The following is a 14,463-nucleotide window of genomic DNA, read 5'->3' as shown; positions in this document are numbered from 1 at the left end:
GACCTGTACCTGACGGAAAACCGACGTTCCACACCGGAGATCCTGGAGCTGGCCAATAAGATCAATGCATTAAATAAAGATCGTGTGGACAAGGATATGATACCGGTAAGGGAATCCGGGAAAAAACCAGTGGTAAGGGGCTTCCATGACAAGAAGACGGAGTACCGCTATATCTCGGAACGGATCAAGGATCTGAATCCATTCAGGGTATCAGCCGGAAAACATCGCCTTCATTGCCTTTAAGAAAACGGAGCTTGTTGCCCTGGGTGCCGAGCTTACACAGGCAGGGATCCCATGGGTCATGATGAGCCCGCTCCCGTATATGGAGAATGCAAATGTCAAAGCAGCATTAAGTCTTGCCGAAGCGTTCTACCAGCCGGAATCAGACCTGCTGTACTTCAACTACCTGGTAGCGAGGTACCACGGCGACATTTTCCATAAAAAGAGCATGACCGGGCTGCGTCTGGAAGTGGATGAGATGAAGAAAACCTTCATGAGCATTGACCAGCTGGAGATCCCATACCAGAGGGTATTGTTCCACAAATTCCTGGATGCCTTAAAAGAGGAGGATGAGATCTATCAGGCTTTTCTGGACCTTGTTTATGCCAATGAGGACCTGCAGTCCGAACTGGAATACATCCGTAATTTTTCCATTTATGGGAAAAACGCCGGAAAGAAGATGGAACAGAAGTACCAGGGTGTAGTTTTGACGACCGCACATTCTTCTAAGGGCCTGGAATGGAAAGCAGTGTTTAACAGTATCAGCGGTTATGATTCTGCGTCATTGCATACCTCAGGACCTAAACATCAGAAAAAGGTGGAAGAAGCCCGTCGTTTGTTATTCGTGTCCATGACACGTGCAAGGGACCTGCTTTACATTACCGGACAGTATGTGGCATACGGTCCGAAAGATGACCGCACATACAACCAGTTCCTCAGGGAAGTGTTTGAGGCGGAAGATATCCCGTACTGCCCAGTCGATCCGAACGAAGGGCTGAAGGCACAGGAAAGGAAAAAACGTGCCGCAGCAAGGAGGAGTTCCCGTGAGGCAGGCTCCCATGAGATGACGGATGCCCAGAAAGCGGAATACAACCGCCAGGTTAAGGGGGCTTCCCAGTTGTCCATCTTTGATGCCCTCAACTCGTATTTGAAAAATCAGGCTGCCCATGACTGATCTCATGGGCTTCACAGGTTGTACCTTTGCAGGTACAGCCTTTTTTTCATATTAAATGGTAAGGCCGGGGTTCATCCCTGCCATCCAAAAAAGTGAATTCGAATTCACTTTTTTCGACTAAAAGGAGGGTTTTATATGTTTGACAGAACAGACGACTATGAAGAGAAGATCAAACCGATCTTAAAAGAGCTGAACCGGATGTGCGTGATCTGCGGTATCCCTTATTTTGCTGCATTCTGCGTAAAGGATATGGATGGGAAGACATCCTACAGGAATGTTCTTTACAGTGCCAGCAATATGTCTACAGTATTGTCTGATGACCAGCTTTGTAAACACATCAATGTTGCAAACGGATTCGATACCGTCCTGCATCAGCCGGAATTGGATTTCAGCGTATTTGACGACCTGGACGATCCGGAGCTGGAGATAGATAAATGAATATCTATATCATGGACAGCATGTACTTTGACAGCGTGGAAAAGCTTCTTCCTGCAGAATTTGCCAAAGGGTACAAAATACTGTTGTTTTATGAAAAAGGCAGGAAACTTCCGGACATTGTATTTGAGTACATCAGTAAAGGCTGGATCATCTTAAGGATGCTCCCGAAAAAAATGGCTGACTGTATCCCGCTGATCACGTTCGAGATCGGGGTGCAGCACTCCGTCAACCCAAAAGATAAGTTTATCCTCTGGGGGGACGCTTCCCTCACCGGTGTTTTTAAGGATTTTCTTTTATATGATGACTCTGCTTCCTCCTATATGGGTATCCGTAATATCCTCAGGGATCAGACAGAGGTAAAGGAGAAGTTCCCGGAAGAACCAAAGACAGATGGAAAGAAATCTTCTGGAGGGAAAAAAGAAGCGGCCAAAAAGCCTGAACCGAAAAACAGCGAGTCTCCCAGAAAGAAAGGAAAGCGTCCGGATAAAGCAACTGTCCCCATAACTGCGGACATGGATACGCTCTCGGACATGACCATGGATATGCTGACCATGTTGGAAGTGGAAGATGGTGCAGTGCTTGACAAACCGGCAGTCCCGCCAAAGGAAAAAACGCCCAAAAAAGGATCGAACCGTCCTGTTGACAAAAAAAGGCCTGTCTCTTCAGAAAGCAAGGTGAAGCCGGAGCCACCAAAGCCAGACAAAAAACAGGATAAGGCAGAGGTAAAGCCTAAAAATACCAATGACAAGTTGAGTATGGAAAACAAAAAATCCGCCGGCAAAGAGGAGAAAACAAAAGGACAGCCTGCCAGCCATAACAAAAGCACAGAGGATAAGAAGAAAGAACCTGAAAAGCAGCTGCCTGCCGCGGAAAAGGGAAATACAAAAAAAGCAGACTCTGCCGGCAGTGATCTGGAAGGAGTATTGGGGGAGTTTCTGCGGAAGGAGTGTTTTAAAAATTTCAAAGTAACGGATGATGAAGTGCGCAGCGTGATCCTGTCCCTTCTTGTTTCCGTAGATGCATCCAGTATCCGGTCTGGGATGCATCTATATAAAGAACAGTTAGAACAGTTTTTATCTGAAAACCGGGCAAGGGTGCTTTATGATAAAACTGTTCCTTCATTTAAAACTTTCGTGGATTACTTTGGACCAAAGAAAGATGCTTAGTATTACTCTGGAGAAAGAGGTGGTCTTTACCGCCTCTTTTTTGTACCTTTTTGTCATATTACGTACGGACAGTTAAAGCGCTGTCCGTTCTAAAACTTTTTTCCTTTCGTTTTAAGGGCATCCGCGGAGAGTAAAACAGACCGTGGATGTCCTTTATTATGCATCTTATCAGGCTTATCATTGTGTTTCTTCCCCTTATACACTACTCGGCATCGTACAAAAAAAGTGAATTCGAATTCACTTTTTTTCAGGTGCTTCTATTATCTGGACTTCTGAGTCTCAGTGTCTTTTAACCCCTTTTTTCGTTTTTTTCATTTTTTTTCATTTTACAAGTGCTCAACAGATATCGGGATGCCGGTGTGGGCAAGAACCGGTATCCCTTCCTGTTGAAATATTTTGAAAGGAGAATTTTTAGAAATGAATTTTTTATCTTCAATGAAGGCTTCCGCGGAACTCACCTGCGGAAAATTACTGCTCAAGAAAAATGAGATGGAAGAGAAAAGAAGAAAAACCATGCTTGTCTGCGGAAAGGCGATCAGCATCATGACCATGGCATATTTGTTCATCATGATGTCAGGAATGATGACCTTTGCAGCCGGAAGTAAAAGTACAGCTTCCGGTCTTATTGGAAATATCGTGGCCATCATCCTTGCAATGTTCAGATGGGTAGGTATTGTCCTCTTAGTATGGGGTGTAGCGCAGTTCATTATGGCTATCAAAAGAACAGATGCAGAGTCTAAGTCAGATGCGATCCAGACGATCATCTGCTCTATTGTACTGATCTCCCTGAAATCCGTTATTGAAGGTCTTGGAATTGACGGACTTACAATCGGAAACGCAGATATCTAACAGGAGGGCCAGTAATTGCTAGTAACACTATTAAGTTGGATCGTTGAAATATACAATGGACTGTTTACTTCTACTAGCGTTCTTAAGACTTTCACAACATATGATGAACTTTTCTCGAAACTCATGAAGGATAGCCGGTTTACAAATATTGTTGCAGTTATCACGACCGTCGGCGTATCCATCATGATCCTTTACTTCCTTATCGATATAGCAGATAAGGCTTCCAGTAAAAATTTCAATTATGAATATTTTATCAAGACTTTTATAAAACTTGCGCTTGCATACATGCTGATCACAAACAGTATGACCATCATCCAGTACATGGTAAGTGCGGGCTCGGCCCTTGCGAAGGAACTGAGTGCTGCGGAGGGTGGAAACTCTTTCTTTGCGGATGCCGCTAAGGTTTCCATGCTGAAAAAAGGATTAAAGAAAGTTGGCATCATCGACTCTGTCGGTTACCTGCTCAAGATCCTCATTTCGTATCTGGTAGTAATGGTCTCAAACATTTCGGTCATGTTTATCGCTATCTCAAGGATCGTGGAGCTCTCCGTCAGGGCAATGTTTGCCCCTGTGGGAGTTGCTGATCTCTTTGGTGATGGAAACCATGCGGCAGGGATCCGTTATTTGAAAAAGATCTTTGCTCTTGCCCTTCAATTCGCATTGGCTGTCATCATCACAGACTGTGTTGCCCTTCTGATCCAGTGGAAGGTCGGGCCGGATGCAGTTAAGGCAATAAGTGACCTGAAGGCAGCAACCGGAAACTCGTTTTCCAAAGGAAACGATCGCTTTTCTGGATGCGATCACCGGTTCTGGTAAGTTTGGCTCCACATGGCTGACCTGTCTTGGACTTACTGTCACAAAGATCGGTCTCTTGTTCAAGTCCATGGGTATTGCCAACGACATTGCCGGTGTTTAAGGAAATCAAAGGCATGAGAGGATCTTTAGATCCCGGCAGCCTTTCTATATGCAAGGAGGAATGTTCCATGATAGAAGTCCCTATTCCAAAGGACATTACAAAAGTGAAAACAACCCTCATCGGCCCGTTCTCTACAAGGATGGTGGTGTGCGGCCTGATTACGGCAGCAGTTGATTTTGCGACGCTGACGCTCGTAAATGCCATCATGCCGGGACTGTCTTTAAATACAAAGATTGGGATCGGAGTAATACTGGCAGTGCCCATTATGGCATTTGCAGTCGTAACCCCCATACGATATGCCGCTGGAAAAATTTTTAAAGAACGCTTTTGTTCTTAACTATATCGCTCCAAAGGTAAGGACATACCAGTATCGAGAATTTTTATAACAGCCAGGAAGAGGAAGCAGAGAAAGCAAAAACAGAAAAAAATTTTAAACAGAAAGTCTTCAGTGCATCCGTATTGAGGAAACATCCTGATTACGTGATGTACCAAGTAGGAGGTTATATGGGTATTCTTAACACAATAACAAAAGCCTTAGGGTTGGACATATACGAAGAAAACTCCTAAAGAACCTACAAGGGATTCCCAAAGACTGTGCAGGATTCCATCCCATACCTGGGAGCATATGAGAACGGAATCATACAGGTTTCTGCGAGAGGGTATTCTAAAATGTATGCCCTCTCTGATATTAACTTCTCCATTGAATCCATGGATGAGCAGAGAGCGATCTTTGGTAAATATTCGGAGTTTATTGGAAGCTTCGGACCTGAAGTACAGATGCAGGTCGTTGTCCATAATAAAAGCATCAGCAGTTCGGAGTTTGAGCAGAATGTGCTGATCGGAATCAAAAATGATTCCCTGAATGAATACAGGGAAGAAATGAACAATATGCTGATCGATAAGATGGCTGTTGCAAGGAGCACGATATCATACATAATAAGTATCTGGTTGTATATATAGAGGCAGACGATATCGAGGAAGCAAAGAACACGTTTTCCCGATTGGATTCTTCTATCGCATCGGGATTAAAGAAACTGATAGGTACAGACGTGGTTCCATGTTCCATCAGGGAACGTCTTTCAAACCTTTACGATATCTACCATGTGGATTCCGATATCCCGTTTTATCAGAAATTAAAGATGAGGGATGGACGGAATCTCTGTCGACCTTTAATCTTAAAGAACTTAAAAAACGGGGCCTTCCCCCACGAAGGATGCGATCGCTCCCATGAGCATGGTCTTTGAACATGACTATATCCGGATCGATGATAAATATGCAAGGTCTTTAACACTTAGGAACCTTCCGTCCTATCTCAGAGGAGATATCCTGGCGGAGATGTCCAACCAGCCGTTTAACATGCTCACATCCATAATCTACCGCTCTCTGGCGCAGGGGGATGCCCTTAAACTGGTAAAGAATAAGACAGTGGATATCAACCAGAACGTGGTAGAACAGCAGAAAAAAGCAAGCAAGAACGGTTACTCCTCGGATCTGATCTCCCCGGAGATCAGAAACTTCCAGCGTGAAGTGGAACAGATCATGGAGGATCTTACGCAGGATAACCAGAAACTATTCATGACCACGATCACCATGACTGTTTTTGCAGACACTAAAGAGCAGCTGGATAAGTATACGGAGATCGTCAAGGCTACCGCGGAACGGTTTGTCTGCCAGGCAGATGTTTTATCAGAACAGCAGGAGCTGGGTTTTGATACCTGTTTGCCATTATGCTACAACAGGGTCAAGATGGAGCGCATGTTAAATACTACGGGTGCGGCGATCTTCCTTCCGTTCTCCGTAAAAGAACTGATGCAGAAAGGCGGTCTGTACTATGGCCTGAATGCAGTATCCCATCAGCTGATCCTGTATGACAGAAAGAGTGCAAAGAACGGTAATGGCGTTATCCTTGGAACCCCAGGTTCAGGTAAATCCTTCAGTGCAAAAAGGGAAATGGTTTCGGTGCTTTTGAACACCGACGATGATATCATCGTTATCGACCCTGAGAATGAGTACAGCCCGTTAGCAGTACTGTTCCATGGTTCCGTCATCCGTATTGCCCCGGGTTCCAACGTATACTTAAACCCGATGGATATGAGTTTGGATTATGCGGAAAAGGATGATCCGATCACGCTGAAAGCAGACTTCATTGCTTCCATTTGTGAGGCAGCCCTTGGTTCCAGGTACGATCTTTCCCCAACGCAGCGTTCCGTTATCGACCGCTGTACTAAGAACGTTTATATGGAATATGTGGAAGGCTTACGTACAAGGGGACTTAATTACGATGCGGATACCGTACCGACACTGAGGGATCTGTATGATGAGCTGAAACAGCAGCCACAGCCGGAAGCCCAGAACCTTGCGCTTGCGCTGGAACGTTTTGCGATAGGTACCCAGGATACCTTTGCACACAAGACCAATGTAAACATCATCAACCGTTTTACGGTCTACAATATTAAGGATATCGGTTCCGGACTTAAGAACATGGGCCTTCAGATCTGTCTTGACAATGTATGGAACCGTATGATCGAGAACCACAAGAAAGGAAAGTACACCTGGCTTTTCTGTGACGAGTTCCATCTGCTTACACAGACAGAGACTTCTGCCAAATATACCAAGCAGATCTGGAAACGTGCACGTAAGTGGAATGGTATCCCGACCGGTATCACACAGCAGGCAGAGGATATGTTAAAGTCCTCCGAGGCAAGGGCGATCATCAATAACTCGGATTTCATGATGATGTTAAACCTTGATCCTTACGGACGTATGCAGCTCCAGCAGATGTTCGGTATCAGCAACACAGAGATCGAATATGTCACAAGCGCCGATTCCGGACAAGGACTGATTTACAATGGTTCGGACATCATTCCGTTCAAGGATGAATTCCCGACGGATACCAAACTTTACAAGGCGATGACCACGAAGCCTGATGAGGTAGACCTTGAAAATGCAGGGTGATTGGAAAAACAGGACTTTGTTCCTGTTTTTCTTCATATTAACGAAAAAGGAGGTATGGTTGATGCATTATGATGATGAACTTTTTGACGAAGAAAAAGAGATCTCTATAGACGAACTGGTAGAAGCTTTATCCGGAGAAGACGAAGACGGGGATCCGAAGAGCGTTGTGGAGTGCAGTCTGTATAAGGTTGAGACCACTGAGGATGAAACCCTGGAAAAAATCAACGAGATGACAAGCTTTACGGCTGCCCCCGGTGTTTTTGTAAACAGGATCAGCTTTACGGGACCGTTTGTCATGGTGGAGCTTGATTTCCAGCATGAACAGAACATGTGGCTTAGAAGGATCATGGAAGTCCTTGATGAGTTCCATTCACATGCAGACAAGGGGAATATGCTGTTCACCCTTACGATCATAAATATCGAATGCGCAGTGGATTATTACCTGACACTCAGCAATCCGGCAGCTTATTTAAAAGGCCTTTCAAAAGACAACCGTCCGTTCATCGTCCAGCTGGTATTTGCAGCAGACCTTGTAAATGCGGTTGCGTGTGATTTCGACCTGGAAGAGATCAAGGCGGAAGCACTCCGTGAGATGGAATCTGATGAAAAATCCCAGCTTGAAGATGAAGCTATGAATGAGAGCGTCATGGCCATGATCAATGAAGGCACTCCTATGGATGAGAATTATTTCCTGAACCAGAATCATGTGGAAGAGCCATCGAATAAACACCGTATCCGTTCTACAGAACATACAGATCTTTCCAACGTGCGCCGTTCCGAGCTGGATCTTGATAAAACAGGTATCCGCGGAAAAGAATAGGAGGCATTTATGAAAAGACTATCTGTTTTTCTGATGGCTGCCGCATTAGGCGTCAGTTTCCTCAGCTGTCCGGCATCCGTTTTTGCCAGAAACCCCGTAGTCCAGAACGGGGTGGGGGCAGATAACTTTACTATAAAAACAACCTTCAGTGACGGGCTGGACGCGGGATCCCTGGATGTGTACCGGATCTTCTTCCGGCTTCTGGATGAGGACAGCCGTATGGGACACATCGATGTGGATGCCAACGACACGAAGCTTTCCGCAAGGGTTGTCCCGGGGGATTATCAGGTCATCCGTATCAAATATATCGGCAGCAGTAAGGAACTGAAAAAAGAGCCTGCCGCAACAAAAACATTCTTTCGTGTGTATAACGACCAGGTCACGACCGTTCCGCTCGCCATCGGACAGGAAGCAGTGGATAAACTAACGGACAGGATCGGGGTAGGGGAGCTTTATAAGGAAGTGGACGTAAACAGTACCATAGAGGATACGTCAAATGAAAATGATGTGACCTTAAATTCCTCTTATGTGGACAAAGGCGTATTCGATGATGACACCGTCCGGGAATCTTATCTGCAGGATACTTACAAACAACGGGTATCTCGATGCCGACGGAAACCTTACCGACAGTGGAAAAAAGATCCAGGATGCCCTTGAGCAAAAAGGTATGAAATATGAAACCGCCCGTCAGGAGGCGATCCTCAACGGAATGTCTCTGGAAGAATATTTAGGCCTTACAGACAAAGACAGTAAGGAATCTAAAAAGAGTGAAAGGGAAGACAGCTCTTCGGGAAGCACCCAGGCAGAAGCGTCCGCAAGCGATGCAGAGGAAACCCGGTTTGACGAGGAAAGCAATAAGCCTAAGGAAAAGACAGCAAAAGACCGTTTTGTCAGCAGTCTGGTTTCTATCTGTATTCTTGGAGTTCTTACGTTCGGGGTATTTATCTACCTCAAAAAAAGATGCTAGATTTTTTTTTAATTCTCGTGTATAATAAGGATAGACAGTGCATCCAGGATACACTCCTTTCGTATACGTGTCAATTCCCGGATGTCTGTTTTGGCGGATAGTTTTTCCGCAATTTCATACGCACCGGATTAATCATCCAATCGGAAACATCTGCGGCCTTTTGATCATCTCCGCGGATGTTTCTTTTTTGTCCCGGATGGATTGCCAGAAAATATCTGGGAGTTGCACAAGATCACGATTTTTTGTCATATTAAGGATGGACGGATAAGTCCACGCCACATCCTGTTTTAACCCCCTGCAGTTTCATATAGATCCTGCAGGGGGTATTTTTTTTGCTCAAAAAAAGGGAGGATAAACCTCCGCTTTTCTTATGCCATTTTCTTAAGGATCTTCTTAAGTGTTGCATTGTTGTAATGGGTATCGTCGTCTAAGAATTCGCCGTTATTTCCGGTGAGGCAGTTTTCGATGGATGTGTATTTCACACAGCTGCTTTTGTAATTGGATACATATTTCCTCAATGCATTTTTGTATGCGGTCATATTTTTCTGATAATGTGCAGAATTTAACAAATTATGAAAATCGTTTTTTTGGCATATTGTGGGAAAAAGAAAGGAGGATGATAATGGGAAGTCTGAAGGTGCGGGAAAAGAAGAAATTCCCGGTCTTTACATTATTTTTTCTGATCCTGCTGTGTGCGGCAGGGTTTATGTTTTATATGGCATTTAAGGAACAGGTGCCATACTGGATCTCTGATTACAAGAGTAAACAGGTACAGGAAGGGTACACGGATTTTGCGGACTCCGCGGATGGAACCCTTCCCTACGATTTTGCGGACAGGAAAACGGCAGCAAAAGCTTCCGATAAGAAAAAATCATCGGAAAAGAAGTTCCAAAATATCCCGCAGGATTGGAACGGGGTTGACTGGAACGGACTAAAAAAGATGAACCCGGATATCATTGGCTGGATCCATATCCCAGACCTTGCCGTAAACTATGCGGTGTTGAAGGGTACTGCGGATAATTATTATCTGTATCATCACATGGACGGTTCCTACAATATCCTCGGGTCCATCTTTGCGGAAAAGGGGACGAGTGAAGATCTCGATGATGCGCATATCATCCTGTACGGACACAACATGGCAAGCGGGCAGATGTTTGGACAGTTATCCAATTATACGGATACGGGCTTTTGGAAGAAGCATTCCTATATGTATATCTATACCCCTGAGGAGACAAGAACGTATGCAATATATGATGTTTATAACTGTCTTGATAATGACAGAACGTACACCATCGGTTTTACCATTGGCTCAAAGGATTTCCGGAAATGGGTAAAATATTCTATCAAAAAAGGTTATTATTCCACAGAGTTTAAGCCTACGGGGGATGAACAGGTCATCACGTTATCTACCTGTGCAGACTCCGGTGTGATCAACAACCGTTTTATAGTCAACTGTATGCTGATCGATACTCAGTTAAAGGAGGATTATGTTGTGCCGACACCAACGGCAAAACAGAAAAAATAACCTTCCCCGGTGAGTGGAAGCAGATGTTGATTATCATTAAATAAAAGATCCTGTTTTCGCAGGAAAAACGTCCTTGTACATTTTGTCCTATTATTTAAGAAAGTAAAAATCGGAGGTATTAAAATGGAGAGAAGTGAAGAATATTTCATTGATAAAGGAGATGGATATTCTCAGTGTGACAGAGATATCCTTGCAGGGAAGCTCAGGATACACGAGGTTCCCTTTTTCTACCGTACAAAAAGCCTGTATATCAAGGCTTATGACGCAATTCAGGAGTCTTCCGTCTGCAACTAGACATCCGCTTTGTGCTCTCAAAATGTTTTTTGTCATATTAATAGTGGAATTAAAAATGTCAGCACTATTCAGTTATTGTTCCCAAAAAACACTGGCAGTCTCTTAAAGATTCCTGTCGGTGTTTTTTGCGTGGTAAAAAAGTATTTTTATCTGACCGTTTTTGTATTGCAGTAATATCCTTCATATTTCTCCCAAACCAAAAATGGAAGGAGAAATTGGATATGGAAACAAAACAAAAAGAGTGTGAGATCTGAGGTGTATGGTTTACGCCAAGCCGAAGTAGCCAGAAGTATTGTCCTGAATGCGGAAAAGATTCCACCAAAGCCTGGAGAGATCTGCATAAGCATATGCAATATAGCGTGGCAAGGGTTGGTACCGGGCGTCCGGTATCAAAAACAGAGGTCGAATGTAAATTTTGCCACAAAACATTCATCTGCTACAACGGAGTAACCTCTGCATATTGCAGCAGAGCCTGTGAAACTGCAGACAGGATACAAAATACCACCTGCGCCTGCTGCGGAAAACCAATGCTTGAGACGGATGACCAAAGAGACACCGGATGGCACAACTGGTACTGCTCCGCGGAATGCAGAGAAAAATACCTGATGGACGCTGCCAGAAGAAACGGTTCTCTTAAAATCTGTCCAAACTGCGGAAAGGAATTCGTCAAAAATTCCGTTTTCTGCTGCAATGCCTGCTATCAGAAAGACCGGGAGAAAAAGAAAGAATATACAAAATATCTAAGGGACAACAATCTGAAAGTATGTGCGGAATGTGGAAAGGAATTCTCCGGCTTTGGGAAATTCTGCTCCGCGGAATACGAAGTGTTACATAAAGACAAGGAGCCTCATGCATACAAAGACTGTGTCATCTGTCATAAGACATTTTTCTGTCCGGTCAGTGAGATGATGGCACCCTTGTGTTCAGATTCCTGCAGACAGGAATATGACAGGAAGCAGGAACAGAGTAAGAAAAAGGCTAAACAGGTAAAGATAGTTTCTGCCGCAAAGCTTAAGGCGAAAAAGAAGGCTGCCGCGGAGAAGAAGTATATTGCTGAAAATGGCCTGTGCAGTATCTGCCGGACTTCTTACAAAGACTGTGAACGCATGCAGTCGAATTACACAGCATCTCCGAAAGGAGCTGTATTGTCCGGCTCCCTTGCTGATCAAGTGCCCGAAATATACTGCCAAAAAACCTGTCCATCGCCCTGCTTAAGCGGGGCTTTTTTAATCATATTAAAAAGAAAAGGAGTTTTGACATGAAGAAAAAGATTGTGGCAGCAGTACTTGCCGGAGTACTGGCGTTAACAGGAATCGTTCCATTCATAGCGGAGACATTTTCTGCTCAGGGCAGAAGAAGCATCTGTAATCGGAGAGTGGTTCGGTAATATCTGGGGAACCCCGGCAGTGATGACGCTTGATAAGGATGGGGTTTTTTCCATCAAATATGACAACAAGGATAAGACCGAGTTTACCGGTAAATGGGTGCAAAAAGAAAACCAGATCCTTGTAAACGAAGGAACGGATGACGATCTGCTGATCGACTATGATGAAAAGAAAGAAACCATGACCACACAGAGTAATGGGGAGACGTTTGTGTTTACCAGGGATGAAGAGAATGCCAAAAAGAAAACCGTAGCAGCGGCCAAAAAAGTAAAGGAATCCGATATTGACGGTGTATGGAAAGCAGAAAAGGTGGAAACGGATGATGTTCTTGCCCCGGCGAACCTGTTTGGCGTCAACAGTTTTTTTCTGACAGTTGACGATAAGAAAGCCGGGCTGTATATGGACATTGATTCTACGGATGGGATCATTGATATTTCTGATCTGGAAACTGTTTTTTCAGATGGAACTCTGTCGTTTAAGATTGGTGGTGGGAATCTGGGAGAAAATAAGGATGAATACAAAGACATCGAGTGTGACGCAACAATGCTGGAGGATGGTACGCTGCGGATGACCTTAAGCGATGCCAGTGAAATCTCCTTCATTATGGAAAAAAGTACCAGAAAAGACATGGATGCAGCCAAAGAGCAGATCAAAGACAAGGGGTGTTGTTAGTTGCGGTATTATTCATTCAAAATCCTCCTGTAAATGAAAAATGCCCGGTGACTGTTCATCATCGGGCGGTGTCGGTATGATGGAACAAGGCAAGGCGGCAACATTAAGGTATCTATAAAAACCTTGCCGTCTTTGCCACGCTTGCCGTGTTCTTGTTGTCAGTCTTGGAGATAGCAGACCAATGCTGTGTCGTCATTCTCGGTCACAAGTCTGTCCCCGATACGGCTCTTTGCCGTTCTCATGGTGCGTGAAGAAATTCCACACTCATTGACCGTCTTTTCCAGCTCTGCACTTGTCATACACTTTCCATCTGCCAGCAGTTCCAGAATGAGCATTTGCGCTTGTGCGGTCTTGCTCTCGGTCTTGGCGGTGTCTGCCCCGGCAAGAAGCTCGTCAGCGGTAATGTCATAAGCTCCTATCCATTCAAAGCCTTTCTCGTCTCCCAGAGAAAAGGCAAGGGACTGTCCGGGCGGCGCAAGGGAGCTTTTCTCATGGATAAGCACTCTCGTTGTGGGGCTGTCCTTCAGCTTGACGATAAAGAGCAGACTGCGGACTGCCGCCGTAATGTCGATAGACCCTAAGCCCCTGTAAGTGCTTTGTGTTCCTGCGGCTTTGTTCAAGTGTCCTTTCAGCACGATAGCGCACCCGGTAGGCTGTGCAATGTCTCCCAGACTGCGGAAGATGGGACGGACTTCATTTGCCCGGTTCATGTCCACATCTGCGCCCAGAAACGCCTGTACCTGGTCAATGATAACCAGCCTTGCGTTGTTCTCCCGGATTGCCCTTGCTATGCGTTCATCGGCAAGAGTCAGCGGCGTGTCTCTATCGTCAATGACAAGCACTCGTTCAAGGTCTGCATCCGCTTCCATCAGCCGGGGCTTAACGGTAACACCGCCCGAGACCGTCCTCGGCGGTCTGATAGATGATATTGAAAGGCTCAAGGGTTTCCATACCGGGCAAAGGCTTTCGGTTGGTGCAAGCCTCCGCAAGATGCATGGCAAAGTAGGTCTTGCCCTGTATAATCGTCAGCTTTCCAAAGGGGATATAGGGAAACCATAGCCAATCCACGCTCGTCAGCTCCACATCTGCCATGCGGAGCATGGGAACAGGCTGGGCAGTGGGCAGCTCTCGCAGCGTGATTGTCTCGGCTATGAATTTGCGGCTGGGAATGTCCCCTTGCTGACGGAGAACATCGTTCCAGTCTTTCCTTGCCGGGACAATGTGAATGACGGCGATCTCGCCGGGAATGTCCTGCGCCAGTCGAGAGCAGGCTTCACTTCCTGCGGTGTCGCTGTCAAGGCA

At 45.2% G+C, this 14,463-nt stretch carries 18 protein-coding genes and 1 pseudogene; 17 read left to right on the top strand and 2 right to left on the bottom strand.

Features of this window, described 5'->3' with window-relative positions:
- The 12 genes from AC075L_RS20130 to AC075L_RS20075 form a co-directional block, all read left to right on the top strand.
- The coding region (locus AC075L_RS20130; RefSeq protein ID WP_476388093.1) for a 3'-5' exonuclease at positions 1-243 on the top strand (243 nt) is incomplete at its 5' end.
- 79 nt (positions 244-322) lie between these two features.
- A complete protein-coding gene (locus tag AC075L_RS20125) occupies positions 323-1,174 on the top strand; it encodes a 3'-5' exonuclease (RefSeq protein WP_476388092.1) in 852 nt (283 codons plus the stop codon).
- A 135-nt stretch (positions 1,175-1,309) separates the two neighbouring features.
- Positions 1,310-1,612: a hypothetical protein gene (locus AC075L_RS20120; protein WP_055060483.1), complete on the top strand. Its 303-nt coding sequence runs from the start codon at positions 1,310-1,312 to the stop codon at positions 1,610-1,612.
- Positions 1,609-2,778 carry a hypothetical protein gene (locus tag AC075L_RS20115; RefSeq protein ID WP_476388091.1) on the top strand — a complete coding sequence of 390 codons (1,170 nt, stop codon included), beginning with the start codon at positions 1,609-1,611 and terminating at the stop codon, positions 2,776-2,778. Before AC075L_RS20120 ends, AC075L_RS20115 begins: the two co-directional genes overlap by 4 nt.
- A 417-nt stretch (positions 2,779-3,195) precedes the next feature.
- Complete coding sequence (locus AC075L_RS20110) at positions 3,196-3,627, top strand: hypothetical protein (RefSeq protein WP_476388090.1); 432 nt, start codon at positions 3,196-3,198, stop codon at positions 3,625-3,627.
- Positions 3,628-3,642: 15 nt separating this feature from the next.
- Positions 3,643-4,443 (top strand): VirB6/TrbL-like conjugal transfer protein, CD1112 family, encoded by an 801-nt coding sequence (locus tag AC075L_RS20105; protein WP_476388089.1) that lies wholly within the window; start codon positions 3,643-3,645, stop codon positions 4,441-4,443.
- Between the two features lie 167 nt (positions 4,444-4,610).
- The gene (locus tag AC075L_RS20100) at positions 4,611-4,880 is read left to right on the top strand and encodes a PrgI family protein (RefSeq protein ID WP_476388088.1); all 270 of its coding nucleotides are present in this window, start codon (positions 4,611-4,613) and stop codon (positions 4,878-4,880) included.
- A gap of 257 nt (positions 4,881-5,137) precedes the next feature.
- Complete coding sequence (locus AC075L_RS20095; protein WP_476388087.1) at positions 5,138-5,503, top strand: hypothetical protein; 366 nt, start codon at positions 5,138-5,140, stop codon at positions 5,501-5,503.
- 258 nt (positions 5,504-5,761) lie between these two features.
- Positions 5,762-7,498, top strand: coding sequence for a VirB4-like conjugal transfer ATPase, CD1110 family (locus tag AC075L_RS20090; RefSeq protein ID WP_476388094.1), 1,737 nt, complete (start codon positions 5,762-5,764; stop codon positions 7,496-7,498).
- Positions 7,499-7,559: 61 nt separating this feature from the next.
- A complete protein-coding gene (locus AC075L_RS20085; RefSeq protein WP_476388086.1) occupies positions 7,560-8,318 on the top strand; it encodes a hypothetical protein in 759 nt (252 codons plus the stop codon).
- A 9-nt stretch (positions 8,319-8,327) separates the two neighbouring features.
- Positions 8,328-8,975 carry a hypothetical protein gene (locus tag AC075L_RS20080; RefSeq protein WP_476388085.1) on the top strand — a complete coding sequence of 216 codons (648 nt, stop codon included), beginning with the start codon at positions 8,328-8,330 and terminating at the stop codon, positions 8,973-8,975.
- A gap of 10 nt (positions 8,976-8,985) precedes the next feature.
- On the top strand, positions 8,986-9,285 hold the full coding sequence (locus AC075L_RS20075) for a hypothetical protein (protein WP_476388084.1): 300 nt from the start codon (positions 8,986-8,988) through the stop codon (positions 9,283-9,285).
- Between the two features lie 368 nt (positions 9,286-9,653).
- On the opposite strand, the gene AC075L_RS20070 is transcribed toward AC075L_RS20075, so the two are convergent.
- Positions 9,654-9,824, bottom strand: coding sequence for a hypothetical protein (locus AC075L_RS20070; protein WP_476388083.1), 171 nt, complete (start codon positions 9,822-9,824; stop codon positions 9,654-9,656).
- 83 nt (positions 9,825-9,907) lie between these two features.
- Between AC075L_RS20070 and AC075L_RS20065 the strand changes: the two genes are divergently transcribed.
- From AC075L_RS20065 to AC075L_RS20045, 5 genes are all read left to right on the top strand, one after another.
- Complete coding sequence (locus tag AC075L_RS20065; protein WP_476388082.1) at positions 9,908-10,810, top strand: sortase domain-containing protein; 903 nt, start codon at positions 9,908-9,910, stop codon at positions 10,808-10,810.
- A gap of 123 nt (positions 10,811-10,933) precedes the next feature.
- Positions 10,934-11,104 carry a hypothetical protein gene (locus AC075L_RS20060; protein ID WP_476388081.1) on the top strand — a complete coding sequence of 57 codons (171 nt, stop codon included), beginning with the start codon at positions 10,934-10,936 and terminating at the stop codon, positions 11,102-11,104.
- A gap of 347 nt (positions 11,105-11,451) precedes the next feature.
- Entirely contained in the window at positions 11,452-12,366 is a 915-nt protein-coding gene (locus AC075L_RS20055) for a hypothetical protein (protein ID WP_476388080.1), read from the top strand.
- Positions 12,363-12,491 (top strand): hypothetical protein, encoded by a 129-nt coding sequence (locus tag AC075L_RS20050; RefSeq protein WP_476388079.1) that lies wholly within the window; start codon positions 12,363-12,365, stop codon positions 12,489-12,491. The genes AC075L_RS20055 and AC075L_RS20050 overlap by 4 nt, the downstream gene beginning before the upstream one ends.
- Before the next feature lie 22 nt (positions 12,492-12,513).
- Positions 12,514-13,161, top strand: a complete 648-nt coding sequence (locus AC075L_RS20045) for a hypothetical protein (RefSeq protein WP_476388078.1) — start codon at positions 12,514-12,516, stop codon at positions 13,159-13,161.
- A 158-nt stretch (positions 13,162-13,319) separates the two neighbouring features.
- On the opposite strand, the pseudogene AC075L_RS20040 reads toward AC075L_RS20045, so the two are convergent.
- Positions 13,320-14,463, bottom strand: a pseudogene (locus tag AC075L_RS20040) (AAA family ATPase); the annotation flags it as partial.

The sequence above is a fragment of the Blautia sp. ZXY-1-B12 genome (genome assembly GCF_056339915.1).
Note: the sequence above shows the minus strand (reverse complement) of the source record. Positions and strands in the feature narration are given on the sequence as shown.